Annotated in this window: 23 protein-coding genes; 16 read left to right on the top strand and 7 right to left on the bottom strand. The window is 60.3% G+C overall.

Annotated elements, in window-relative coordinates:
• Positions 1-545: 545 nt before the first annotated feature.
• The 3 genes from JOD69_RS20495 to JOD69_RS20505 all read right to left on the bottom strand — a co-directional run bounded on the left by JOD69_RS20495 (position 546) and on the right by JOD69_RS20505 (position 3532).
• A complete protein-coding gene (locus JOD69_RS20495; protein WP_210024193.1) occupies positions 546-1136 on the bottom strand; it encodes a hypothetical protein in 591 nt (196 codons plus the stop codon).
• 609 nt (positions 1137-1745) lie between these two features.
• A complete protein-coding gene (locus JOD69_RS20500; protein WP_210024194.1) occupies positions 1746-2207 on the bottom strand; it encodes a hypothetical protein in 462 nt (153 codons plus the stop codon).
• Positions 2208-2794: 587 nt separating this feature from the next.
• Complete coding sequence (locus tag JOD69_RS20505; protein ID WP_210024195.1) at positions 2795-3532, bottom strand: DUF2272 domain-containing protein; 738 nt, start codon at positions 3530-3532, stop codon at positions 2795-2797.
• On the opposite strand from JOD69_RS20505, the gene JOD69_RS20510 reads away from it, so the two are divergent.
• Genes JOD69_RS20510 through JOD69_RS20520 form a run of 3 tightly spaced genes read left to right on the top strand, consistent with a single transcriptional unit; the run spans position 3531 to position 4842 of the window.
• The gene (locus tag JOD69_RS20510) at positions 3531-3701 is read left to right on the top strand and encodes a hypothetical protein (protein WP_210024196.1); all 171 of its coding nucleotides are present in this window, start codon (positions 3531-3533) and stop codon (positions 3699-3701) included. The two genes, JOD69_RS20505 and JOD69_RS20510, sit on opposite strands and share 2 nt — an antisense overlap.
• Positions 3698-4174, top strand: a complete 477-nt coding sequence (locus JOD69_RS20515) for a hypothetical protein (protein WP_077731089.1) — start codon at positions 3698-3700, stop codon at positions 4172-4174. Before JOD69_RS20510 ends, JOD69_RS20515 begins: the two co-directional genes overlap by 4 nt.
• 26 nt (positions 4175-4200) lie before the next feature.
• A complete protein-coding gene (locus tag JOD69_RS20520; protein ID WP_240502566.1) occupies positions 4201-4842 on the top strand; it encodes a DsbA family protein in 642 nt (213 codons plus the stop codon).
• Between the two features lie 290 nt (positions 4843-5132).
• On the opposite strand, the gene JOD69_RS20525 is transcribed toward JOD69_RS20520, so the two are convergent.
• Complete coding sequence (locus JOD69_RS20525) at positions 5133-5372, bottom strand: hypothetical protein (RefSeq protein WP_210024197.1); 240 nt, start codon at positions 5370-5372, stop codon at positions 5133-5135.
• Between the two features lie 109 nt (positions 5373-5481).
• Between JOD69_RS20525 and JOD69_RS20530 the strand changes: the two genes are divergently transcribed.
• The 3 genes from JOD69_RS20530 (at position 5482) to JOD69_RS20540 (ending at position 9071) form a co-directional block, all read left to right on the top strand.
• Complete coding sequence (locus JOD69_RS20530; RefSeq protein ID WP_210024198.1) at positions 5482-6447, top strand: NAD(P)-dependent alcohol dehydrogenase; 966 nt, start codon at positions 5482-5484, stop codon at positions 6445-6447.
• Positions 6448-6527: 80 nt separating this feature from the next.
• Positions 6528-6743 (top strand): hypothetical protein, encoded by a 216-nt coding sequence (locus JOD69_RS20535; protein WP_077731086.1) that lies wholly within the window; start codon positions 6528-6530, stop codon positions 6741-6743.
• Between the two features lie 57 nt (positions 6744-6800).
• Positions 6801-9071, top strand: coding sequence for an autotransporter domain-containing protein (locus JOD69_RS20540; protein WP_210024199.1), 2271 nt, complete (start codon positions 6801-6803; stop codon positions 9069-9071).
• Positions 9072-9382: 311 nt separating this feature from the next.
• Here the strand turns inward: JOD69_RS20540 and JOD69_RS20545 are convergent, their stop codons facing one another.
• The 3 genes from JOD69_RS20545 to JOD69_RS20555 form a co-directional block, all read right to left on the bottom strand.
• Positions 9383-12334, bottom strand: a complete 2952-nt coding sequence (locus JOD69_RS20545) for a transketolase (RefSeq protein ID WP_210024200.1) — start codon at positions 12332-12334, stop codon at positions 9383-9385.
• Positions 12335-12567: 233 nt separating this feature from the next.
• Entirely contained in the window at positions 12568-13755 is a 1188-nt protein-coding gene (locus JOD69_RS20550; RefSeq protein ID WP_210024201.1) for an FAD-dependent oxidoreductase, read from the bottom strand.
• A gap of 70 nt (positions 13756-13825) precedes the next feature.
• On the bottom strand, positions 13826-14251 hold the full coding sequence (locus JOD69_RS20555; RefSeq protein WP_077731082.1) for an OsmC family protein: 426 nt from the start codon (positions 14249-14251) through the stop codon (positions 13826-13828).
• Between the two features lie 259 nt (positions 14252-14510).
• On the opposite strand from JOD69_RS20555, the gene JOD69_RS20560 reads away from it, so the two are divergent.
• The 10 genes from JOD69_RS20560 to JOD69_RS20600 all read left to right on the top strand — a co-directional run bounded on the left by JOD69_RS20560 (position 14511) and on the right by JOD69_RS20600 (position 24948).
• Positions 14511-16049 (top strand): serine/threonine-protein kinase, encoded by a 1539-nt coding sequence (locus JOD69_RS20560; protein WP_210024202.1) that lies wholly within the window; start codon positions 14511-14513, stop codon positions 16047-16049.
• A 378-nt stretch (positions 16050-16427) separates the two neighbouring features.
• Positions 16428-16982, top strand: a complete 555-nt coding sequence (locus JOD69_RS20565; RefSeq protein WP_077731080.1) for a c-type cytochrome — start codon at positions 16428-16430, stop codon at positions 16980-16982.
• Positions 16979-18022 (top strand): cytochrome c oxidase subunit II, encoded by a 1044-nt coding sequence (gene coxB / locus JOD69_RS20570; RefSeq protein WP_245245710.1) that lies wholly within the window; start codon positions 16979-16981, stop codon positions 18020-18022. Before JOD69_RS20565 ends, coxB begins: the two co-directional genes overlap by 4 nt.
• A 345-nt stretch (positions 18023-18367) precedes the next feature.
• On the top strand, positions 18368-18493 hold the full coding sequence (locus tag JOD69_RS25160) for a hypothetical protein (protein WP_276205403.1): 126 nt from the start codon (positions 18368-18370) through the stop codon (positions 18491-18493).
• A gap of 70 nt (positions 18494-18563) precedes the next feature.
• Positions 18564-20510, top strand: a complete 1947-nt coding sequence (gene ctaD, locus JOD69_RS20575) for a cytochrome c oxidase subunit I (RefSeq protein ID WP_210024203.1) — start codon at positions 18564-18566, stop codon at positions 20508-20510.
• Positions 20507-21115, top strand: coding sequence for a cytochrome c oxidase subunit 3 (locus JOD69_RS20580; protein WP_210024204.1), 609 nt, complete (start codon positions 20507-20509; stop codon positions 21113-21115). The genes ctaD and JOD69_RS20580 overlap by 4 nt, the downstream gene beginning before the upstream one ends.
• A 10-nt stretch (positions 21116-21125) precedes the next feature.
• Positions 21126-21497: a hypothetical protein gene (locus JOD69_RS20585; protein WP_210024205.1), complete on the top strand. Its 372-nt coding sequence runs from the start codon at positions 21126-21128 to the stop codon at positions 21495-21497.
• Between the two features lie 8 nt (positions 21498-21505).
• Positions 21506-22462 (top strand): cytochrome c oxidase assembly protein, encoded by a 957-nt coding sequence (locus tag JOD69_RS20590; protein ID WP_210024206.1) that lies wholly within the window; start codon positions 21506-21508, stop codon positions 22460-22462.
• Between the two features lie 214 nt (positions 22463-22676).
• On the top strand, positions 22677-24542 hold the full coding sequence (locus JOD69_RS20595) for a methanol/ethanol family PQQ-dependent dehydrogenase (RefSeq protein ID WP_210024207.1): 1866 nt from the start codon (positions 22677-22679) through the stop codon (positions 24540-24542).
• Entirely contained in the window at positions 24523-24948 is a 426-nt protein-coding gene (locus JOD69_RS20600) for a c-type cytochrome (RefSeq protein ID WP_210024208.1), read from the top strand. Before JOD69_RS20595 ends, JOD69_RS20600 begins: the two co-directional genes overlap by 20 nt.
• Positions 24949-24997 lie beyond the last annotated feature (49 nt).

Here is a 24997-nt window from a genome sequence, read left to right on the forward strand (position 1 = left end):
TTCCCTCGTCGGTTGAATTGAAACGGGTCCCGGTTCGACCCTGATTCTGACCACAGGTGTGCCGCCGCCTGCACCCATGGCTTTGACAGACGGCGCCGCTCCAAAAATCCGCGTTATCCGATTCCGGATGGCGCCCGCTTAGATTACACCCCTGGCCGGAAAAATCCTGCATCCGGCCTTTACAAGCGATTTTTTCGACGATCGAAAACCAGGGGCACCGTCGATTTGTTGTAGAACCGTAGGATGCGGTGAGGAACGAACCGCCCTTCGACTACGCTCAGGACAGGCATCGTTCGCGATTGGTGCGGTTCCTGTCGTCACCGCATCCTACAGGCTGGCATCTGTCGCGGACGCTGGCGACCCAAACCGGGATGACCAATCAATGGCTGAAACGCGGTAGGGCGCAATAGCGTTCCCGCGTATTGCGCCGCGTGGCGGCCAAATCCATCCGGCGGAAGGGTCGCGACTAAAGCGACCGTTTGCGATTGGAAGGGCGGCTTCGGCGCTCCCGAAGACGCCGTTTGCGATTGGAATACGGGAGTACCCTATTTCGCCCTACGCGAGCTGGAAATATTTCCAGTCCAATGGGCGGTTGCCGCCTTGACGTGTTGTTCTTTGAGTCCTTGGAGCCTGATCCATGCCTCGATAAAACTTTCCGCGACGTAGATTGCCTTTTCGGCATCTTTCGGGGTAAGGGAATCGAACACTGTACTGTCTACAAGACCCTTAATCGTGACATTCTCACACTGGTAAGTGTGGTAGTCGGAAGTGAAGTGCATAAGACGATTTCGCTTCTCGACGAGCGCCAAGAACTCCTGTCCAGCCCCTTGTGATAAATCAAGACCTTTTCCAAAAAATAGCTGTGGCCAAGTCTTAATCTTGTAAGTGATGAATTTTTTGTTCTTGATGTCATCTCGTATCTGGGTCGCATGGCTGAAATCGGTATCCTGCTCCACCCACATTCTCCCAAAGATGTTTATGTATGCTTCGACTGCCGCTACCGCCATAAGGAACACTACAGCAGATTTTGAACGTTTCACGCTGTCAGAGGATGACGTTTCCGCCTCATGAGCGATTAACCTGGCAATGTCAAAGTAGCTCCAGACAATATGATTATGTGACCCCAGTGAATTCATCGGTATCGAAGCCTGATGCAATCTAACGAGGCTGTAGAAAAACCCTATTTTTGGCCAAAATAGGGCCTTCAAGTGATTGATTTTTCATGAGTTGGTTTTTCGAATTGAGGGTTTTTCTACACCCTCAACGTTTGAGGTAACCGGCCATTGGAGCGCGAAGCGCGGAGGATACCCACCGGCACGCCGGTGGGCGGTCCCCTCGAGCCACGGGTTAGGCGCCTGCATGCTTTGCGACCGCAATAATATATGAGGCGTGATAGGTAATTGATTGATAATGCCCTGGCGACCATACATTTGACCTCGACAGTTCAGCTAAAACTCTCTCCGTCTTCTCGCAGTTCGCCCGGCGCCGCTTCCCGGACGATTGAGGCACAAAGAAGACCGTATTGCCTTCGACCTCAACACGAAACGGTTTGGACTGTGCTCCCGTGTGGAGGACAGTTCCATGGAGAGATTTGCAGTAGCTGACAAACGAGGCAAAAGATCTCAGCATAAGTTTTCCTTCTGGCGTTTCTTGGGAGTGGGTGACCCCGAAATGGCACCTAACGTAAAGGTGAGGGGCGCGAGCAGCTTTGCCCCGACGCGTCCCTCTCGACCGAAATGTTAGGTTTAGTGTTGAAGCTTAAGAAATGGTGAAAACATTTCATCAAGGACCTCATATTGCGCCATGAACCATTCCTTGATCTCAGCCTGAGCACGGACATTCTTTCTGCGTTCTTCGCCAACGGGTACGCCTTCCAGCTCAGCATCGAGTGTTTGTAAATCAATGGCCTTGTGGTAAAGCTGTTTGTCGAGATACTCGGCGACAGACTCGTTGAAAAGCCACTTGGCCTCGCGTGTTGCGACCATAAACTTGAAAACCTCTCCATCCTTGGCTTTACCGGTTGCCATAATGGAGGAGAGAAGTGTTCTTGCTGCTTCATAGACGGTGAGTCGGCGTTCAAAGAGATCCAATTTCAGTTTATTCTGCGCCAATCGCCATTGCCTGTAGGCAATAAAAGAACCTAGCACTGCAACAGTTGGGGTTAGCAGCGCCGAAAGGTATGTAGTCCAATGTGGATCTGGAGTCATAGGAACCTAATCAAAAGTCGACCTCAAAAATGAAATCGAATCCAAAATTCACCAATATCCAACGTTTTCTTTGCGTCATTCCTGAAATCTAATTCGGCCCGAGTAGGGCAGAATCGGGTGCTTCCTTATTCCAATCGCAAACGGCGTCTTCGGGAGCGCCGAAGCCCCCCTTCCAATCGCAAACGGTCGCTTTAGTCGCAACCCTTCCGACGCATGAAAACAATCCATTCGGCATGCCGCGCCAAGAGCTATGCACCCTGCGCGAATCGGTATGAATTCAAGAACATTAAAGAATCCCCGCCAAAGATAGCGCCCATTCATTCCCGTGTGTTCCGTAGTCGGAATCTCCGTCCAAGTTGAGCCGGACGTAAAACGGGCACGTTTTTCGACCTGAGGGGCGTCTTGACTCATGAGGCGGAGATACTTGAACGATAAAGCAGGAGCGTTGACTGAGTTACGGATAAATAACCCTAGCACAACCCACCGTATTTGCCGTTCTTATCAACCTGGAAATGCCGTTGGACGCGCCGGAATGCGCGCCGCACCTATTCGCATGTAAAGAAAGAAATGTCCGTTTTATCCGTCATTTACAAGCGGTTTTCGATGACCACAAACCAGGGTCTTCGAGCGACCGGTTGCAGATGGCCGTTCTTGTCGAGTTTCAAAATGTTCTTGGAAACGGAGTTTCTGACGTTTCCGCCGATGGCTTCCAAGGTCCGACCGTGTTTTTCGACGACGATGTCGCAGTGGAGTTTGGTGTGCTCTATGGTTTCGAGGAAAGGGGATTGTACGAAAGGAGGAGTGATCGAGGACCCCCGGCTTGCGCAAATCAGATCGCCGGGGCGCGGCGCGTAGTCGTGTATGCGTCTGGGCACGAAAACGGCGTTCGGCGACTCGGCGTTGCGAATAATCCGTGAAAGGTACATCCAGTGGGCTTCCGAAGGCGGAAACCGCTCTTTCGGAACGCCCGCAGTGGCCATGACCCAGCTGACGAAAGCCGCCGACCACGGTTGTTCGCAATTTCGGCCGGTACGTTCCGGCATGCCGACCGCTCGCCAATACTGGTTGATTCGTTGAGCGTAGGGGGATTCGTCCTCCCAGAACCCGACCAGCGGGATGCTTTCCTTGTCGCCGTCGTAAATGACCGATTGCCGACCGAAGTAGAACCATTCGCTGATGGCTAGCGCGAGAATTCGGTCTTTTGTGGGCGGAAGTTCGATGCCGGTGCTTAAGCGAGGGCTGATTTCAGCGTCGTGCGCCTGCTTTTTGGGCAGCCATCCGCAGGCCGATAAAGCGAGAAAAATAAGAACCAGTACGATTTTCATGGTTGCCGATCTTGGGCGATTTTCGGTAGGCTGGCGTACCGGGAACACGCTGCTCGTTTCGGGTTACGCCGACGATTTCACGGCAGGCCGTTATGAGTCCGTGTGGGCAGCTACGGGGCGGCAGCCGTTCCCGGCAAAGACTCTCATTCTCACGGATACGTACCAATGATTCACCATATTTCTATCGCCGCCAGGCACCCCGAGCACGCAGCGGCGGTTCTTGCGGAGTTGCTGGGGGGACGGTCATTTCCATTTCCCGTATTCTCCGGCAGCTACATTGCACTGACCGATGATCCGCACCGTACAGCGATCGAGGTTTATCCGCTCGGCACGGAGCTCAAGCCCGGCCTGGAGCACGAAGAGGTAAGCTCAATGAATAACGAGGCATCCTCGCCGTTCACCGCCACCCACGCCGCCGTCTCGGTCGATCTCACCGAACAACAGATCAAGAGCATCGCCGCCCGCGAGAGCTGGCGCGCCGTGACGTGCAACAGAGGGGGGCTTTTCGATGTCGTCGAATTGTGGGTGGAGAACCGCGTTCTGATCGAATTGCTCACTCCGGAAATGGCAAAAGCTTATCTGAATTCGATGTCTTCAAGACAATGGGCGGACTTTTTGAAGCAGAATGCGGGCACGGATTAGCCGGTGAGTTCATCCGGTGAAAGGCAGTGTTACACAATCGACCTAAAGCCGCCGGTCCGGCGCTGCTCTATTTTCACGATCCCATGTGCAGCTGGTGCTGGGCGTTTCGACCTGTATGGCAGAGTGTACGGACCCGGTTGCCGGATGCCGTGGAGATCGAACAGTTTCTGGGCGGTCTGGCGCCGGACAGCGCGGTGCCCATGCCGGCCGAGATGCGCGAAAACATTCAGGACATTTGGCGAACGATAGAACGTTCGGTGCCGGGCACCCGGTTCAATTTCGATTTCTGGACGAAATGCGTTCCAAGGCGTTCCACCTACCCGGCCTGCCGCGCCGTGATCGCCGCGCGCCGGCAGGGCGCCGGCTTCGAGGACGCCATGATCTTCGCGATTCAACAGGCCTATTACCTGCAAGCGCGAAATCCGTCGAACGACTCGACTTTGATCGAGCTGGCGGAAGAGATCGGTTTGGACAGAGGCCGCTTCGCGGCGGATCTCCGGCATCCCGATACTCACGTGGAATTGCTCGAAGAAATCCGCTGGGCGCGAGAGCTCGGGGTCCGCAGTTTTCCGACCTTGCTCCTGTCTCATGACGAAGGATACTCGGAAATGCCCGTGGATTACGGCGACGCAAATCGGATTTTGTCGGCTATTGCCGCCCATTTATAGTGCCGCCACATCCAAGTGATGTGAGCGTTTGTGGGAGCGAGCCTTTCGACATCGCTCAAGACAGGCTTTAGAGCGTTTTTCACCAGGGTTTAGCGATGTGGATCGGGAAATGGTAGCCGCTTTCTCGACCGTTGTGTCGGGAAAGGATTCCCGACCTACAAACTATCGCCGCGCGTTTATAGTGCCGCCACGCTCAAGTAGCGCGATTAATAGTAGGTCGGCAATCCCTTGCCGACAAACCCGCTTAGCAAGTTGTTAACGTCGGGAAGGGATTCCCGACCTACAACACTCTAACCGCGCCGAAGCCGTTGTCGCACATCGTTTTCCAAGTGCCGCCATTGCCCGCCGTTCAGCCATTTCTCGCACCAGTACGCCAATTGCGCCGGGTTGGAGCTCATGATCTTGTACTCCTGTTTGGCCTGATCCGGTCCTTCCGTCGGCCACCACGAAAGCGTGTCGAATTGCTGCTGAATATGGGCCTTGGCCGCTTCGAACGTGTCCGCATCGATTTGCAGGTGTCGTGTCGTCACAATGGATCTCCCGTAAAGTCAGTCATGAAATCGCGGTTTCAACTATTTTGACGCTCCATCTTAAATAAAATCGTTTTTCGCATTCACTCATCGAACAAAGGAGATGTCCATGAAAGCCATGCAATACACGGGCTACGGCGATCCGTCGAAAATTCATCCGGCCGAAGTGCCCGCGCCGAAACCGTCGTCCGACCAACTGCTCGTCAAAGTGGCCGCGAGTTCCGTCAATCCGATCGACTGGAAGCTGCATAACGGCAGTTTACGCTTTATCCTTCCGGTCCGGTTTCCGTCCATACCCGGCATGGACCTCGCCGGCGAAGTCGTGGAGATCGGCGCGAAGGTCACGCGTTTTCGGCCCGGCGACCGGGTGATGGCGTGTTTGCGCTCACGGGGTTTCGGAACGTCAGCCGAGTTTGCCGCGGTGGATGAACGCTTGGCCGCCTTGGCGCCGAAGACGATGAACGACCATGAAGCCGCGGCCTTGCCCTTGGCGGGGCTGACCGCTCTCCAGGCTCTGCGCGATCTCGGCCGCCTGAAGGAGGGCGGCAGGGTGTTGGTCGTTGGCGCTTCCGGCGGTGTCGGGCATTACGCCGTACAGATCGCCAAGGTGCTCGGAGCGGACGTTTCCGCGGTATGCAGCGGCGCCAACGCGCCCTGGGTACGTGAGCTCGGGGCGGACGAGATCATCGACTATACTCAGACGACCGAGTTCGGTCCCTTGGCCTCTTTCGATCTGATTTTCGATACCGTGGTTTCGGAGCCTTTCGGGCGTTATCAGGGTTTACTGAAACCGGACGGCATCTATGTATCCACTCTGCCCGCGATCGGTCTGATGGTTCGCTCAGTGTTGTTCCGGCTTTTTTCGAAGAAGAGGATCAAGACCGTCATGCTCAAGTCTAACGGGGAAGATTTGGCGTTCTTGAGCACACTGGCGGAACAGGGGCGGTTGCGTTCCGTCATCGACAGTGTGTTCCCGCTGTCCCAGTTGGATCTTGCGCATCGTCGGAGCCAATCGGGACACGCACGGGGCAAGATCGTCATCGACATACTCGGCGCATCTGCGGGATCGACCTGACACCTTCAACATCCGGGGATCGGTCCGCCGGGAATTATCGGAAAGACCCTATTCACTTCAATCGTTTTGGCTACAGATCTATGCGCATCGATTCATACGGCAACATGGAATTAACGGCGGAAGAAAACCAAGACCTCATGGATCGGCTGGACATACCGGAGAGCGATTACGACGATCCGCCCGTCGAAATCGAGTGTGTCGGAATAGAGAACGAGGTCGCCACGTTCAAGGCCACGAACACGAAAACGGGAAAGTCGGTTCAGATGGTATTCGACTTGATGGACGAGGAAGATTAGGTTTTTCGTCGCGTATAAGTCGGCCGAAATCGATATGAATCAGTAGCCGCCGGGCTGATGTCGCACCTCCTTCGCGGAACGCCCGGCGTTTGCCGCTTTCGCGGTATCGCAGCCGCGCTATGGCTTGCGTTGGGCCAAACGGCGGCTTATGCCGACTTCGTTCCTTTCGCCGATCAGATCGCGACTAACTTCTATTCCCTGCAATTGCGGGGCATTTCTTTCGAATCGGAAGGACAGCTTGCCGAGGTTTACGTGGCCGAGGGGACCATGGACCCCGCCTCGTTCGGTCACATCCGGATCACCGATTTAAGCGCCAACTCGATTCTTTTCGAGCAAACCTACGGAGATCTGGGGGGCATTTGCTGCAGTCCGCAGATCCGGGGCAGCTTTGCTCAGCAGCTCGTATTGCCCTATGCCACACCGCTCCAGATCGACATGAACGGCCAGGAGTTCAGCGGGATGTCGGTCCTCTACGGCAATACGGTGGTTGCATCGGGAAGAACATTTGACAATCAGTTCCCTTCCTTTTCGACAAGCTTGACGATTAATACCAACGTGCCGCCGACGGCAACCGACGATAGCATCGCCATCCCGCGCGACCAGGCGACGGCGATCGGGGTGCTGAACAACGATGGCGGAGCACAGCTCCAGCTCGCCGGCGTTTCGGCGCCGGCCCACGGCACCGCTGTTCCGAGTGGCTCGTCGGTGATCTATACCCCCGACGCGGGATACGTGGGTACGGATTCGTTCGTCTATACGGTGACCAACCCGGCAGGAAGCGCCAACGCGACCGTGACCATCACGGTCAATCCGCTCCCGCCGACCGCCGCCAGCCACAAAACCAGCACCACGACCGGGCAGCCGGTAACCGTCACGGTGGTGGAAAGCAATCCGGATCAGGTGGTCGTGACCTCGGTGTCCCAGCCCGCCAACGGCACCGCGACGGTGAGCGGAACCACCCGGGTGGTGTATACGCCGAGAGCGGATTTCGTGGGGGAGGACCGATTCACGTACACCGTCGCCAACTCGATCGGCGAGAGTACCGGCACGGTGACCGTGGTGGTCGGGGCCACTCTGAACACGGCCGGGGACCTGGTGCAGCAGGAATCCTTGGCCGGTACGCTTCAGAGCATCGTCAGTAGCAACAGCGCGTCCGAAGCCTTGCGGGAGCGCATTCGAGGGCTCACCGAATTGCTGAATCGACCCGGCGGGCTGGAACGGGTGGCGGAAGCCCTCAGCAGCATCAGTCCGGAAGAAACCGCCGCGCAGGCCCTCGGCGGCGGGCGGATCTCGCAGATTCAGGTCGGCAACGTCAACCAGCGGCTGGTGGAACTGAGAGCCGGAAGTTCGGGTTTCAGCGTGAACGGATTGACCCTGAATCTCGACGGGCAGACGCTGCCCGGCAATCTGCTGGCCGCTATGCTTCCTTTCGGCAGCTCCGGCGGAGCCAGCGGAGACGAGGACAGCGGATTCAGCAGGCTGGGCGTCTTCGTGAACGGCCAGTTCGAGTCGGGGGACCGAAACACCACGCGCTTGCAGCGGGGATTCAATTCCAAGGTTTACGGGTTCACGGCGGGCGTCGATTATTGGTTCACCCGGCGGTTCCTGATGGGCGTGTCCGCTGGTTACGGCTATACCGAATCGAATACCGTCCGAAAAGGAGGCGACCTCGAAATCGACGGTACGACGTTTTCCCTGTTCGGCAGCTATCAGCTCACCGACCGCTGGTATCTGGACCTGGTGGCCAACGGTACCTACAACCAGTACAGTTCGACCCGGAACATCGCCTATATCGACGCTTTCGGGCCGGTGCGAATGACCGCCAAGAGCGACACGGAAGGCTGGCAGCAGCGCTACAGCGTCAACAGCGGCTACGATTTTCCTCTTGGCGCGTGGACACTGGGTTTGCGCGGGCGCACGGAATACGGACGGACCACCATCGACGGCTATACGGAGCGGGGCGCGGACCCGCTCAATCTGGCGATCGACGCGCAGACGGTGGATTCGGTAACCACGGCCTTGGGCGGAATGGTGTCTTATACCGCCGGCACGGCCGTCGGTGTGTTCGTATCGCAGCTCGGTGTGGAATGGGAGCACGAATTCGCGAAAGACAGCCGTCTGATCGGCGCCCGTTTCGCCGACGACGCCGGCGGGCATCGATTCACCGTGAGCACCGACAGTCCGGACCGGGACTATGTCAATCTCAGAACCTCGGTTTCGGCGGTTCTCCCCCACGGCGGATCGGCATTCGTCCAGTACGAGACCCTGGTCGACAACCGCTTCGAAACACGCCATTCCGTCAATGCCGGCGTGCGGTTGGAGTTTTAGAGCATTTTCCGGTTGGGTGCGGAGGATGCGTCGGCAAGGGATTGCCGACCTACGCATCGGTGCCGCCAAGTAGGTCGGGAATCCTTTCCCGACACAGCCCATGGTAGGGCGGGTTAGGTGCGCACCATACCTTCCGCGCGTAACCACACGAGTCATGCGCGCACCGTAACCCGCCAAAGGACGGCGTGGCGGGTAACGGCGCACGCAAAGCGTAGTGGTCGATAGCTAGCTTGTGTTGGAGTGCGCCTAACCCGCCCCACGAAATCCGGTTTCGGTAAGCCATCGAAACGGGCGGGGCTCGGTTCGTTAACCTATTCAAACTCCAAAATCTTTTCTTCGATCGCTCGCCGGGAGATGCCGTGCCGATCCAGCAGTTCTTCCATCGTTCCCGATCGGGGCTCTTTGCTTACGGCGAGACGATGTACGGGTACCGTGGAATTCAAGGCCGCCGCGACCGCATCGCCGAGTCCCCCGTCGCGCCAGTGGTCCTCGACCACCACGACGCCTTGTGTTTCCCGCGCCGCCTGCTCCAGGGTCGCCACGTCCAGCGGCTTGACCGAATAGGCATCGATGACGCGCACCGATATTCCTCGCTGCTTCAGGCTGTCATGGGCTGCGAGCGCCTCGTGCACGGTGATGCCGGCCGCGACGACCGTGAATCGGTCGTCCCCGCCGGAGCGCAGGGCCTTGCTGCCGCCGATCGGAAAATCTTCATCTTCGGAATAGATGACCGGGGTTGAAGGGCGCGTGGTGCGGAGATAGACGATGCCCGGCGTCTTCACCGCCAGTTCGGTCAGGCGTTCGGCGCTGACGGCGTCGCACGGGTACAGCACGGTGCTGCCGGCCAGGGCGCGGAACATGGCCAGATCCTCCAGCCCCATCTGCGAAGGGCCGTCCTCGCCTATGGACACGCCGGCATGGCTGCCGCAGAACACGAGATGCGGCGGACGGCTGTGGCCCGCCATGCGGATGAAGTCGTAAGCACGCGAGAGAAAACAGGCGAAGCTGGCGGCGACCGGAATTTTGCCGGAAACGGCCAGGCCGAGCGCGGTTCCGACCAGGTTCTGCTCGGCGATATAGCTTTGGAAGAAGCGTTTCGGATAGCTTCGGGCGAAAAATTCGGTATACGTCGAGTTGCTCACGTCGCCGTCGAGCACCACGATTTCCGGCATGAGTCCCCCGAGCTTCTTGAGCGCATTCCCGAATCCCTTGCGCGTGGCGACTTTTTCGCCCGGCTGGTAGCCGATCTCGAGGGGCGGCGCCGGTTCGGGGTCGGAGCGCCGGATCTGGCCGACCCGCCGCGATTCCACCGTCATGTGCACGCCCGTATCGCCCAGTTCCTTGAGCGCCCTGTCCATCTCCTCCCGGCTCAGGGCCTTGCCATGCCAGCCGTGAGCGCCCTCCAGGAAGGGAACGCCGTGGCCTTTTTCGGTTCGGGCGATGATCGCCGTCGGACCGCCTTTTCGAGCCCGATACAAGGCGTCGAGAATGGCTTCCATGTCATGCCCGTCGATTTCGATGGTCGACCATCCGAAGGACTGAAAGCGGCGTGCGAATACCTCTGTGCGGTGGCCGTAAGGCGTGGGTCCGGTCTGGCCCAAACCGTTGACGTCGACGATCGCGACCAGCCCCGACAGCTTGTTGAGAGACGCGAACTGCGCCGCTTCCCACACCGAGCCCTCGGAGCACTCGCCGTCCCCCACGAGGCAGAAGACCCGGCTGGCGATGCCGTCCAGGCGGTTGGCCAGCGCGATCCCGTTGGCGGCGGCCAGCCCCTGACCCAGCGAGCCGGTCGCCACTTTGACCCAGGGATTGGTCGGCGTCGGATGGCCCTCGAAGGTGCTGTCGATTTTGCGCAGCGAACCCAAGTCCTCGTGACTCGCGCCGGACTCGTGGAGCGCGGCCCATAAGATCGGGGCCGCATGGCCCTTGGATAAGATGAAGGAGTCCACGTTGCGGGCGCTCGGGTCGCTCGGGTCCCAGCGCATTTCGTGAAAGAAGAGGGCGGCGACGATATCGGCGCAGGACAGGCTCGAGGTCGGATGGCCCGATCCCGCTTCGGTCGTCATCATGACGACGTCGCGGCGGAGTTGGCGCGCCATTTTCTGCAGGAGGGCGATGCCGCGGCGATTCGAGTATTTCTGGCACTTGTCCGCCAGGCTGTTCATCAGGGCGTCGTACGGTTCGATGAATTTCTGTACGCCCTCGTTTTCGAGCTGGGCGGTAACCAGGCCGAAATCGATTCCGAGCTTCGAAAGCCCCTCCATCACCCCTCGCGCCTCGTCCGAGCCTTCCTCGATCGTGTCGCGCACCGCGCCGTGATCGGCGAAGGCGTCGATGGTCGTTTCCGGCATGGTGTTGACCGTGTGGGGCCCGATCAGCGGTTCCACGTACATGACATCCGGGTAGTCCGGATTTTTCGTGCTGGTGCTGGCCCATAGCATGCGCTGCATACGCGCGCCCTTGTTTTCCAGAGCTTTCCATCGATCGCTCGCGATGATTCGCTTGAAGCTACGGTAAGCCAGCTTGGCGTTGGCGATCGCCGTCTTTCCCAGCAGCGTTTTCGGGTCCGGCTCGAGGTCGCGGGCAATCTCCGGGGAGATTCGCTGACTCAGGAGCTGATCCGCCAATACATCGATCCGGCTCAGAAAAAAGCTGGCCACGGAGGCGATGTTTTCCAGCGGGAGACCGGCCTCGGTCCTCCGTTCGAGCGCTCGGAGATAGGCCTCGGCGACGGCTTGGTAACGCTCGACGGAAAAGAGGAGGGTGATGTTGACGTTGATGCCCTCGAATAGAAGCTGCTCGATGGCCGGCAGGCCGGCGACGGTGCCCGGAATCTTGATGAACAGATTGGGCCGGTCCACGATGCGGGACAAATGCCGTGCCTGTTCGATCGAGGCCTCGGGGTAATGCGCGATGTGCGGAGACACTTCGAGACTGACGTAGCCGTCCAGTCCGGAGGTTTCGTCGTAAACGGGACGCAGGATGTCGCAGGCGTCTCGAATGTCGGTGGTCACCAGCGCTTCGTAGATCTCGCGCACGTCGGGGCATGGACGGCCGCCGCAGGTGAGGCTTTCGATTTGCTCGTCGTAATCCTTGGTTCCGGCGATGGCTTTCTGGAAGGTCTGCGGATTGGAAGTCACCCCGCGCAGGCCTTCGCGGCGGACGCGGCATTCGAGTTCGCCGCTGGTGATCATGCGCCGCGTGAGATTGTCGATCCAATAGCTTTGGCCGTGCTCGATGAGTTTTAGTAGAGCGTTCATTATGTCTTCCGTCCTATAAGGATAACGGCGCCGGATACTGCCGAAACGTTCTGGGGCGTGAGGCCGAAACAAGCTGTGGTCGGTCGGCAAATCCCTTGCCGACAAAGAGGCGGTGCGTCGGGCAGTTGTAGGTCGGCAATCCGTTGCCGACGAAGCGGTGCGTCGGGAAGGGATTCCCGACCTACTCCCGAGCTGTGGTAGGTCGGCAATCCCTTGCCGACGAAGGCGTCTCATCAAAGCCTTCCCTTCAGGCTGCGAGGGTCGATCGGGCCGGGTTCGGCAATCAGCTCGCGGGCTAAGTCGACGCGTTCCCAGACGTTCCATAACAGCACGCCTCTGACCCGACCGTCCCGCAGGTAATAGACGACGCCTTTTCGGTTCGGCTCCGACCAATCGGCGACTGTTTCGAGGCGGGAGTCGGTTTCTCCGACGGCTTCGTATCCCAGCTCGAACAGATCCGAATAGAAAAACGGAAGATGGTGATACGGAACGGTTTCCCCGGCCATGTTTCGACCGGCGTGCTTGCCCATGGTATTGGCATTGTCTTCATGTTCGACCCGCAAGCGTGTGTCCAGGGCCGGATTGTAGAAATTGGCGACGTCTCCGCTGGCATACACGTCCGGAGTACCGGCTTGCAGGAGGCCGTTCACCACGATGCCGTTTTCCACTCGAAGGCCCGCGCCTTTCGCGAGCTCGATGTTGGGGACGATACCGATGCCGGCCACCGCGGCATCCACGGAAATCGCCCGTTCGTTGGTGGTCTTCCCGTCGCGTAAGGTCAAGACGAGCTGGTTGTCCGACTTTTGAAGATCGGTGACCTGCTGTCCGGGCAGCACCTCGACGCCCTGCTGTCGATAGTAGTCGTTCAGGAACAGGCTGAGGTCGGGCGGGAACAGTCGCGCCCCTATCCCTTCTTCGGGAAAGACCATGACCACTTCCTTGCCGTTTATCGCCAGAGCGGCCGCGATCTCGGAACCTATGAATCCGCCGCCGATGACGGCAAAGCGCTGTTTTTCCTCGCTCAGCGCGCGAAGACGCTGATAGTCGTCGAGGGTTCGAAAATAAATGATGTCGTCGCCGCCGAAGGGGAGTCGCCGCGGGGTTCCGCCCGTCGCCAGCAGCAATTTATCGAAGGTGTAGGCGGTCCCTTGATCGTCGTCGATGCGCTTGGCCGCGAGATCCAGCGTGCTGGCGATCCGGCCGAGATGCAGAGCGACATTCCGTTCGACGTTCTTCCGCCAGATGCGCTCGAGCGGTTTTCCTTTCCAGAGTCCTTTGGAGAGGGGCGGGCGGTTGTAGGGAGGGTGCGCCTCCGCGCCGATCAGTCCGATCGTTCCCCCGGTATCGATCTCGCGTATGCCCCGAATCGCGGCGTCCGCCGTCATTCCGCCGCCGATGATGAGATAGTTGTAGTGCGGCATATCATTCGCCTCCGTCGGCGCCCTCGTCCGTCAAAGGTTTCGGCCGCGAGCGCCTTGAACTGTTTGGGCGCTAAACGAGCTTCGCCCTGAGCTTGATTTCGGCACCGGTGAGAAGCCGGGAGACCGGGCAATTCCGTTTCGCGTCGTCGGCGAACGTCTGGAATGTCGCTGCGTCGATTCCGGGTACGTCGCCCTCGGTATCCAACTCGATCGCGGTGATCTTGAACCCTTCGCCCACCTTTTCGAGGTGGACTTTCGCCGTCGTCGCAATGCGCTTGGGCGTGTGCCCGGACTGCGCCAAGCCGTGTGCCAGCGCCATGGAAAAGCAACCCGCATGCGCCGCGCCGATGAGCTCTTCGGGATTGGTGCCTTGCCCCTCTTGAAAACGCGACGAAAACGAATAGCTCCCGGTGAAGGCGCCGCTGCCCAATCGCATGCTTCCTTTTCCCTGAGCGAGATTGCCTTCCCACTCGGCCGATGCGCTTCGTACCGCCATGTTCCCTCCTTAAGATCTAGCTCTAAGACGGTGCGTGGGAAGCTACTGCGCGTCCCGATGGCGGCCCTTCGACTAAGCTCGGGATGAACTTATCCTCGGACCACTCGTGACGCTCCCCGCGCACCGTTTAAGGTATGAGACTTTTCTCCGAAAAGAGAGTTGCACGTTTGTTTTTCCGCATCCTTCCGGGGAGGGGCTATCATAAAGAACGCCACCGAGCCGCGATGCCTTTGCAAAACAATCTTCCCTGATAAGAAAAATGACAGATATTCAGCAAACGTCTGGTGATGATGCACTCGACAAAACCAGGATCTTGCCCTCGTCCGCCGGCAATCGTCCGGGTCCGGCCGCGGTTGCCGCAGACGACGATGCGGAAAAGACGCGGCTGGCGACCCTCGCCCCTGGGGTGCCGGAGGCGCCGCGTCCCGTCGCGGCTTCCGCGCCGAGCGATGATGGCGATTCGACTCGGCTGAGCACCCGGACCGGCCACAGTGTCCCGCCGCCGGTCGAATCCGCGTTAACGGTAAGGCCTTTGCAAATCGGCGACGTCCTCAAGGACCGGTTCGTGCTGGAGCAGGTGCTGGGCGAGGGCGGAATGGGCGTAGTGTTCAAGGCACTGGACCTGCGCAAGAAAGAGGCCAACGACAAAGAGCCCTATGTTGCTTTGAAGGTCCTCAACGAGGATTTTCAGCAAAATCCCGTTTCCCTGATCGCGCTCCAGAGGGAGACCAAACGGGCTCAGACGCTTTCCCATCCGAACATCATCAACGTATATGACTTCGACAGGGACGACCGGCACGTCTTCATGTCGATGGAATACCTCGAAGGCCAGCCCCTCAACCGATTGATCCGAGAGCTTCCCGAGGGGGGCATGCCGTTCAAGAAGGCCTGGCCGATCATACAGGGCATGGCGGAAGCGCTGGCCCACGCCCACAAGAAGAACATCGTCCATTCGGATTTCAAGCCGGGCAACGTCTTCATCGACGAGAACGGCGAAGTCAAGGTGCTCGACTTCGGCATCGCCTGCGCCGCGGGCCGAACGGACAAGAAGGGCGGCGACGCGACCGTATTCAATGCCCGCGATCTGGGGGCGCTGACGCCGGCTTATGCGAGTTACGAGATGCTCAAGGACGAGGAGCCGGACCCGCGCGACGATATTTACGCCCTGGCCTGCGTGACTTACGAACTTTTGGCGGGGAAACATCCGTACGCAAAAATTTCGGCGGACGTCGCGGTCGAACTGAAATTGCAGCCCAAGCCCATCTCCGGCTTGAACGGCAGGCAATGGAGAGGTCTCAAGAGAGCCCTCGCCCTCAAGCGCGAGGACCGTACCCCGACGGCCGAGGATTTCATCGGCGATCTGCAGAAGCGGTCGCCGGTGTTCTACGGAAGCTGGGCCGCCGCCACGGTTGTCGTCCTGGCCATCGGCAGCAATGTTTACATGGGCCTGCATAAAGCCAAGGAGCCGCCCAAGATCGCGACCACGCTCACCGCCGAGCAGCACGCGAAAGTCGCGGATCTGCTGGAACTGGCGGACATTCACTTCGAGGTCGGCTATTTGACCGCCCCGACCGGCGCCAATGCTTTGTGGGCCTACCGCGAGGCGCTCAAGATCGATCCCTACAACGAAAAGGCGGCCAGCGGCATACAAAAGATCGCGAACGCCCTGGAGCTGGAGGCATGGAAAGCGTTCGAGCAAGGCAACCGCGTCGATAGCCTGAAGAAAGTATTGGAGGGGCTGGAAGCCGTCCCGAATCACGATGGTCTGCTCAAACTCAAGGGCAAGCTTGAACGTTGACAATGGAGCGTCCCGCGTTTCCGCTCCGTTTCCGGATACGCGGTTCGGGCTCGCACGCTGAGCGCCGGTCCCGAGGGACGGCAAGTCTAGGCATTTGTCATCCCGTCTTTCCGCCATCTCCCGCTATTCCTTGACAGCATTTCAGAAAAATCCGGTCTATGCGCGGAAATGCCGGAGCTCTGTACGAACTATTGCGTATTTTTGGATAGAACGAAGGGCGGCCTGATCGAAATTATTGGATACGGAGACGTAAGTCCTCGTGTAGCGTCCTGGTAGCTTATCGGATTGGAGTGCCGTAACAAGAGCGGTCCGAGATAGGCGCGCAACTCCGAAAGTACGGAGTACCCTGAATCGAAGGAACGCAGAGGGTCGTCCCGCATGAATGACCGATGTTTTCGCCGAAAATTGCCGCTGGGGGCGCTGGCTCTGTCGGGCGTTTTCGGTTTGGGTCTTGTTGCCGGCTGCCGGGAAGAACGGGGCATAGGCGAGTTCAGGCAGGCGCCGCCGGCAGGGGGAACGCCCACCGGCGCGCCCATGGTTGATTTGCGCCCCGGCCCCGAGATGCCGGAGCTGCCGCGATTCCGAAATCCTTTCGCGGGGGACCGGCAGGCCATCGCCGAAGGCAAGGAGCTCTGGGACTGGTTTAACTGCTCCGGCTGTCATGCCAGCGGCGGCGGGGCAATCGGTCCGCCGTTGATGGACGACGAGTGGATCTACGGTCCTCACGACGACAACCTGTTCGCCAGCATCGTCGAGGGCCGGCCCAAGGGTATGCCTGCCTACGGCGGGCGGATTACCGATGTACAGGTCTGGCAGATCATCGCTTACATCCGCACGCTGCAACCCGAGTACGCGGCGACCGGCGCGCCTGAACCCAGGCGCCGGGAATCGGCGGATGAAAGCGGGAAATCGCCCGGCGAGCCGAAACGATGAACCAAGGCGCATGGAATCCGGGCCGGAGCGGGGGAGCGCGATGCCGGGTGAAGCGGGTCGTCCTTCCGGTTTTCGTCTTGCTGTTCGGCGGCTGTTCCGGGGTTCAGGACGCCACCAATCCGATGAGCCCGCAGGCACAGATGCTGGCCAACCTGTGGTGGGCCATGTGCATCGTGGCCACGCTGATTCTGCTGGCGGTCATGGTTGCGCTTCTGACCGGCGTGTGGCGCTCGCGGGGCCGGCGCGGGGAAGCGCCTCTGAATCGGCGCCAGAGCCGCAATCTGGTGCTCGCCGGCGGCGTGATACTGCCGGCTATCGTACTCCCGATCGTTTTGATTTCCAGCGTGTCGATTCACCGAGAACTTTCGGAGGAGCCGCCGGAAAATGCGCTGACCGTGGAGGTGATCGGACGCCGCTGGTGGTGGGAGATCCGTTACCTCGACGAACAGGATAGGGCGGTCGCGGTTACCGCCAACGAAATCCACATCCCGGTCGGCCGGCCGGTGAAATTCCTGCTCAAATCCAGAGACGTCATCCACAGCTTTTGGGTGCCCAATCTGAGCGGCAAGATGGATCTGATTCCAGGTCAGACCAACACCGCTTGGCTCACCGCCGACCGGGCCGGGGAATTTCGCGGCCAGTGCGCCGAGTTCTGCGGCATACAGCATGCGAACATGGCTTTTTGGGTGGTTGCGGAGCCGTCCGAAGTCTTTTCGAACTGGCTGGCTCGGGAGCGCGCTCCGGCGGTCGAACCCGCCGATCCGGTTCTCGCCAGGGGACAGCAGGTCTTTCTTTCATCGCCGTGCGTACTCTGTCACTCGATCCGCGGGACCGCCGCGCTCGGACGGGTCGCGCCCGATTTGACCCACCTGGCCAGCCGGCGGACTCTCGCGGCCGGAACCCTGCCCAATAATCGCGGCAACCTCGCGGGCTGGATTCTCGATCCTCAGCACGTCAAACCGGGCAACAAGATGCCTCCCGTCAATTATGACGCCGAGAGCCTGCATCCCTTGCTGAGTTATCTGGAGAGCCTGAAATGAAGGAGAAATTTTACACGCAGTCGCCGGCAAGGGATTGCCGGCCTACAAAGGCTGGCGCTTGTTTCGGCCTACATGCTCGCGCCCGAGGTAGGTCGGGAATCCTTTCCCGACAGCTTCGTCGGCAATGGATTGCCGACCTACGATCTTCCCGACTGCCTCGGGACAGGCTCCGTGTTCCCGGCATGGTGGCCTTCCCGCCGTTGATTGCCGGAAACGCTGACGCTTATTCCGGCCTACCAGCTTGCGCCCCAAGCAGGTCGGGAATCCCTTCCAATCGCAAACGGTCATCCGGGGAAGGGGCTGGCCGGCGCTCCCGGCCAGGCCGTTTGCGATTGGAGCACCCGAATGACCGTTTGCGATTGGAGCGCCGAAGCCCCCCTTCCCGACGCCACGTCCCGGCCGCGCGTGTTCGTCGGCAATGGATTGCCGACCTACGATCGAGAAGTTTACGGACAGGGGCATCCTACATAGGCCGAGATAAGCCCCTTGGCTCCAGTCGGGACAGGCTTCGCGTTCGCGACAAAACGAAAAGGGCATGCCCATGACCGCGAGCACCGAAACGGATCGGCCGGGAGTCGGGGAGCAGGCGTCGGAGCGCCCGGCGATTTCCCGTAAGGCGGAGGAACTCGACCGGACCTGGTATTCCGCGTCAGGCTTCGTCGGCTGGTTCACCCAAGTGAACCACCGCATGATCGGCAAGCGCTTCATTGTCACTTCCTTCATCTTCTTCCTGATGGCAGGAATCGAATCGCTGCTTCTGAGAACCCAGCTCGCGGTGCCGGAAAATTCGTTCCTCACGCCGGATCACTTCAACCAGCTTTTCACCATGCACGGCTCGACCATGATGTTTTTCTTCGCCGTGCCCATGATGGAAGGGCTGGGCATCTATGTCGTCCCGCTCATGATCGGGACCCGCGACATGGCTTTTCCCCGCCTGAACGCTTTCGGCTATTACGTATACCTGATCGCCGGAGTGACGCTCTACGCCGCGGGTTTTCTGGGCCATGCGCCGGACGGGGGCTGGTTCGCCTACGTGCCGCTGACGCTGACCCAGTATTCGCCCGGACTCGGTCTGGACTTCTGGGCGACGATGATCACGTTCATCGAAATCTCCGCGCTGGTGGCGGCGGTGGAGCTGATCGTGACCATATTCAAGCAGCGTGCGCCCGGCATGTCGCTCAACCGCATGCCGCTGTTCGTGTGGGCCATGCTGGTGACCATGTTCATGATCGTGTTCGCGATGCCGCCCCTGATGGTGGGCAGCGTCATGCTGGCTCTCGACCGCACGGTGAGCACCCATTTTTTCATGACTTCGGGAGGCGGCGAGCCGCTGCTCTGGCAGCATCTCTTCTGGTTCTTCGGCCATCCGGAGGTCTACATCATCCTGGTGCCGGCGCTCGGCGTCATCTCGTCCATCGTCGTGACCTTCGCGCGGCGGCCCATCTTCGGCTACACCGCCATGGTGCTCTCGGTGGTGGCCATCGGCTTCGTCGCCTTCGGGCTGTGGGTGCACCACATGTTCACGACCGGCCTTCCGGCGCTGGGCGTGAGCTTCTTCACGGCCGCGAGCGTGATGATCGCCGTGCCGAGCGGCGTGCAGATATTCTGCTGGATCGCGACGCTTTGGGGAGCGAGGCTGCGGTTCGCGACGCCGCTTCTGTTCGTGCTGGGTTTCTTCTTCATCTTCGTGCTCGGCGGGCTGACCGGCGTAATGGTGGCCTCGGTGCCGTTCGATACGCAGGTTCACGACACTTACTTTTTGGTCGCGCACTTCCACTACGTGCTGATCGGCGGGGCGGTGTTCCCGGTGTTCGGCGCGATCTACTACTGGTTCCCCAAAGTCTTCGGGCGCATGCTGAACGAGACCGCCGGCAAGTGGAGCTTCGTCCTGATGTTCGTCGGTTTCAACATGAGCTTTTTCCCGATGCACCAGCTCGGCTTGCAGGGCATGCCGCGCCGGGTCTACACCTATCTGTCCGAATCGGGGTGGTTCGAATTGAGCCTGCTGGCGACCATAGGCGCGTACGTCTTCGCCCTCGGCGTGCTCGTCACCGCGGTCGACGCCCTGCTGAGTTTCCTGCGAAAACCCGACGCACCGGACAACCCCTGGGGCGGGGATACTCTGGAATGGGCGACAAGTTCGCCGCCGCCCAATTACAACTTCGAGGATATCCCTGTGGTGCGCGGCCGTTGGGCGCTGTGGGAGCGCGGCGAGGAGCCGGCGGGAACGGTGGTGGGACTCCGCTCCGGGCGGCGCGAAGTGCTGGTCACGACGCTGCTCGATGCCGAGCCGCACGCCGTGGCGATTCTGCCGGGACCTACGATCTGGCCTTTTCTTTCCGCCGTCGCGGTGGCGGCGGGTTTTCTCGGCTTCATCCGTCATCCGATCTGGTTCCCGATCGGCTTGCTGCTGACCTTCGTCGGATTCGTCGGATGGCTCTGGCCGCGCGCGGTCGGAGGTTCCGCCGAGGAGGAGCAAGCCCGATGAACGCCGAAACCCGCTTCGATGCCGGCGAGCTTCCGCGTCTGCCCGCCGACTACAGAGCACCCTTGTGGTGGGGCATCGTCGGTCTCATCCTGGTCGAATCGGTGGTGTTCGCCACCCTCATCACCAGCTATTTCTATCTCGGCATCGATCAGCCGGAATGGCCGCCGGCGGGCACCAAGACGCCCGATCTGGTCAAGCCGACCCTGGGCACGCTGGTGCTGATGGCCAGCAGCCTGCCGATGCACTGGGCCGACCGCGGCATCACCCGAGGCAACCAAACGGCCCTGCGCTGGGGGCTGTTGCTGAGTATCGCGCTGGCGGTGACGTTCTTGGTGCTGAAATACATCGAGTACAGCGAAATGGGGTACCGATGGTATACCCATTCCTACGGCTCCATTTCCTGGACCATCATCGGCTTTCACAGCACCCATGTGGTTGCGCTGATCCTGAAGACGGTCGTGGTCAGCGCTCTCGCATGGATAGGCTACTTCAGCGAGCGGCGCAGTCTGGCGGTGAAGGTCAACGGGATTTACTGGCACTTCGTGGTGGCGGTCTGGGTACCGCTGTACGTCACGCTGTACTGGATGCCGCGCGTTTTAAAGTGAGGGAAGAAAGGTGTTGCAGGCCGATGCGGAACGGTATTTCTCGGAGCGTAGCGGTATCGCCGCGCTATGGGCCGGTTTGCTGGCGGGTCCCGTCGCCTGGGCCTTGCACCTTCAAACCAGTTACAGCATCACGCCGTTCTTCCACGGCACCGGGTCGACTCTCGCCCTGTATCTGGTGACTTTGGCGGCCCTGGTGATCGCCGCGGCCGGCGGGTTGATCTCCTGGCGGAATTGGCAAAGGGCAGGGGCGGCGTGGCCGAGCGGAGAAGGCGGGGTGATCGCGCGGAGCCGCTTCATGGCGGTTTCCGGGATGATTGTCAGCGCCTATTTCTTCGTGACCATCCTGGCGCAGGCCGTTCCGATCATGATGCTGCGCTCGTGAGGCCTGCCATGGCACGAAATCGTATTGCGCGCCGAACCGTCATTCCCTCCTTGTCCGCTGCGTTCGGTGTTCCCGCATGCGGACATGCTCACGAAGGGAGTTCGGCGATTTCCGGCTTTCAGTGGACCGCCTGGAATTTCGAGCCCTGGGTCCTGTTTTGTCTTGCGCTGTCGGCCGGACTGTTCATGGCCGGATTGCGGCGGCTGTGGCCGAAAGTCGGCGCGGGCCGTCGGGTGCTCATCCAAAAGGCGCTGGCTTATGCCGGGGGATGGCTGCTCATCGCTCTGGCCCTGATTTCGCCCCTGGATCGGCTTTCGAACGAGCTTTTTTCGGCACACATGGTCCAGCACGAGATCCTGATACTGCTCGCCGCGCCGCTGCTGGTCTTGAGCCGTCCGATCGCCTTTGCCCTGTGGGCGTTTCCGCGCGGGTGGCGGAAGTCTCTGACAGGCTATTGCAAAACCGGCTGGGTCGGGCGTTTCTGGCGCAGAATGACCGTGCCCTTGGCGGCCTGGACGATACACGGGGCCGTCATATGGATCTGGCATGCGCCGGTCTTTTTTCAGGCGGCGCTGAGACATGAGGACGTGCACACGCTGCAGCATCTGAGCTTTTTCGTTTCGGCACTGGTGTTCTGGTGGGCGATCATCCGAGGCGGCGAAGGGGCGAGAGGGTACGGGGCCGGGGTGCTATACGTGTTCTCCACGACGGTGCATACCAGCCTGCTAGGTGCGTTGCTGACCTTCAGCAGCCAGCCGTGGTATCCGGCCTACGGCGGCTCGGCGGCGGCCGGACTGAGCGCGCTCGAGGATCAGCAGCTCGCGGGGCTCATCATGTGGGTTCCCGCCGGCGCTATCTATCTGGTCATCGCCCTCGGGATGTTCGCCGCCTGGCTGGAGGCGATCGGAAAAAACGCGGGCGGCGCGGCGGGGCACAGCGGGAGCCCGCTCCCGAGGGGACCATGATGTTGAGGGAGTTTTGAAAAAGTTATTTCCCTTTGGAGGGTGTCATAAAAATAGGATGTGCTGAACGCAGTGAAGCGCGGCAATCGCGAACTCTGTAGCTCTGTAGGATGGGTAGAGCGAAGCGAAACCCATCGATAGTGGGTTGGCGAAGCGTAACCCACCCTACGCGGAGTGTGTCCGAGCGGAACGGGGCGTTATACAAGGAGGATTCGACATGGAGCAGCCAAAAACCGGTCAGAGTCCTGTGGCCTATGCTTTGCCCGGCAAGATCGGAACGCGTCTCGGTGTGATGCTCGTCGCGCTCGGCGGTCTGGCCGGGTGGCCGGGAGTCGTGTCGAGTCAAGTTCCCGAATCCCGGGTCCAGGCACAAGCCGTTCCGCCTGCCGAGGCGGAGGACGGCCAATGGACCATGCCGGCCAAGAACCATGCGAGCACCCGCTATAGCGGACTCGACCAGATTACTCCCGAGAACGTCGGGAATCTCAAGCTCGCCTGGTCCTTTTCGACCGGCCTGAACAAGGGGCACGAGGCGGCGCCGCTGGTGATCGGCGATACGATGTACGTCGTCACGCCTTATCCCAATGTTCTCTACGCGCTGGACCTCAAGGAAAAACCGGGCGCGATGAAATGGAAATTCGAGCCGAAACCGGCTGCCGCCGCGCAAGGGGTCGCTTGCTGCGACGTGGTCAATCGTGGGGCGGCCTACGCCGACGGCAAGATTTTCTTCAACACCCTCGACAACCATACTTTCGCGGTGGATGCGAAGACCGGAAAACAGGTCTGGAAGACCAAGCTCGGCGACATCAATCGGGGCGAATCCATGACCATGGCGCCCCTGGTGGTGAAGGGCAAGGTGCTGGTGGGCAACAGCGGCGGCGAGTTCGGCGTGCGCGGCTGGCTCACGGCGCTGGACGCCAATACGGGAAAAATCGCGTGGCGGGCCTATACCACGGGTCCCGACAAGGACGTGCTGATCGGTCCCGAATTCAAGGCTTTTTATCCGGAGGACAACGGCAAGGATCTCGGCGTCACGACCTGGCCGCCCGATCAGTGGAAGATCGGCGGCGGCGCCGTGTGGGGCTGGATTTCGTACGACCCGGAGCTGGACCTGATTTATTACGGCACCAGCAATCCCAGCCCGTGGAACCCGGAAATGCGGCCCGGCGACAACAAATGGACCTGCGGCATCTTCGCCCGCCGCCCCGCGACAGGCGCGGCGGTATGGGCCTACCAGTGGAGCCCTCACGATCTCTACGACTACGACGGCGTCAACGAGAATATCCTGGTGGATCTGCCGGTTAATGACCGGATTCGGAAGCTTCTTCTGCGCGCGGAGCGCAACGGGTACGTCTACGTCATGGACCGGACGACCGGGGAAATCCTGTCGGCCGACCCGTTCGTGCCGACCAATGTCACCCGCGGCATCGATCTCGAGACCGGACGGCCCATTCACGTCGAGGAAAAGAAGCCGCAGACGGGAAAAACCGTCACCGACATCTGCCCGGCACCGCCCGGCGCCAAGGACTGGCAGCCGGCAGCCTGGTCGCCGCGGACCGGTCTACTTTACCTTCCGCACAACAACCTCTGCATGGACATGGAGGGATTGGAGGCCAACTATCTCGCCGGCACTCCCTACGTGGGGGCACGGGTGCACATGCACGCGGGACCCGGCGGGCATCGCGGCGAGTTCACCGCCTGGGACCCCCTGAAACGGCAGGCCGTATGGAAGATCAAGGAGCGCTTCCCGGTGTGGAGCGGCGCGGTGGCGACGGCGGGCGACGTTGTTTTTTACGGCACCATGGACCGCTGGTTCAAGGCGGTGCACGCCCGTACCGGAGACGTTCTGTGGCAGTTTCAGGTCGGTTCCGGAATCATCGGCCAGCCGGTGACTTATCGGGGACCCGACGGCAAGCAATATGTCGCGGTGCTTGCCGGAGTCGGCGGCTGGTCGGGCGCCATCGTGTCGGGCGGGCTGGACCCGCGCGACGGCACCGGCGCGCTCGGCTTCGTCAACGCCATGAAGGACTTGCCCGAACACACCAACCCCGGAGGGACGCTGTATGTATTCGCCCTCCCGTAATGCCGGACGGGCGCTACCGGGAGAGGGGACGTGTCCGGGAAGCGGGATCGCCATGGTTTTCGTGTTGTGCCTGCTCGGAGCTTGCGGGGGCGGGAAAGAGTCCGACGCCATCGCCCTGACCGGCGGCAATCCGGAGCGGGGTAAGGACGCCATCCGCGCCTACGGCTGCCCGTCCTGCCACACTATCCCCGGCGTGTTCGGCGCGGATGGCCTGGTGGGGCCTCCTCTCGGCGGAATCGCCAAGCGGGTCGCCATCGCGGGCATTCTGCCGAACACCCCGGAAAATATGATCCGGTGGCTGCAAAATCCTCCGGCCGTCAATCCGCAGACCCTGATGCCGAACATGAATGTTCCGGAATCCGACGCGCGTGACATCGCGAGCTATCTTTACACGCTGCTCGATTGAAACGCTTGCGTGGCGGTGTCGCCGGCTGTGGATCGCTCTTCTTTTGTGC

Source organism: Methylocaldum sp. RMAD-M (genome assembly GCF_017832375.1).
Taxonomy (GTDB): Bacteria; Pseudomonadota; Gammaproteobacteria; order Methylococcales; family Methylococcaceae; genus Methylocaldum.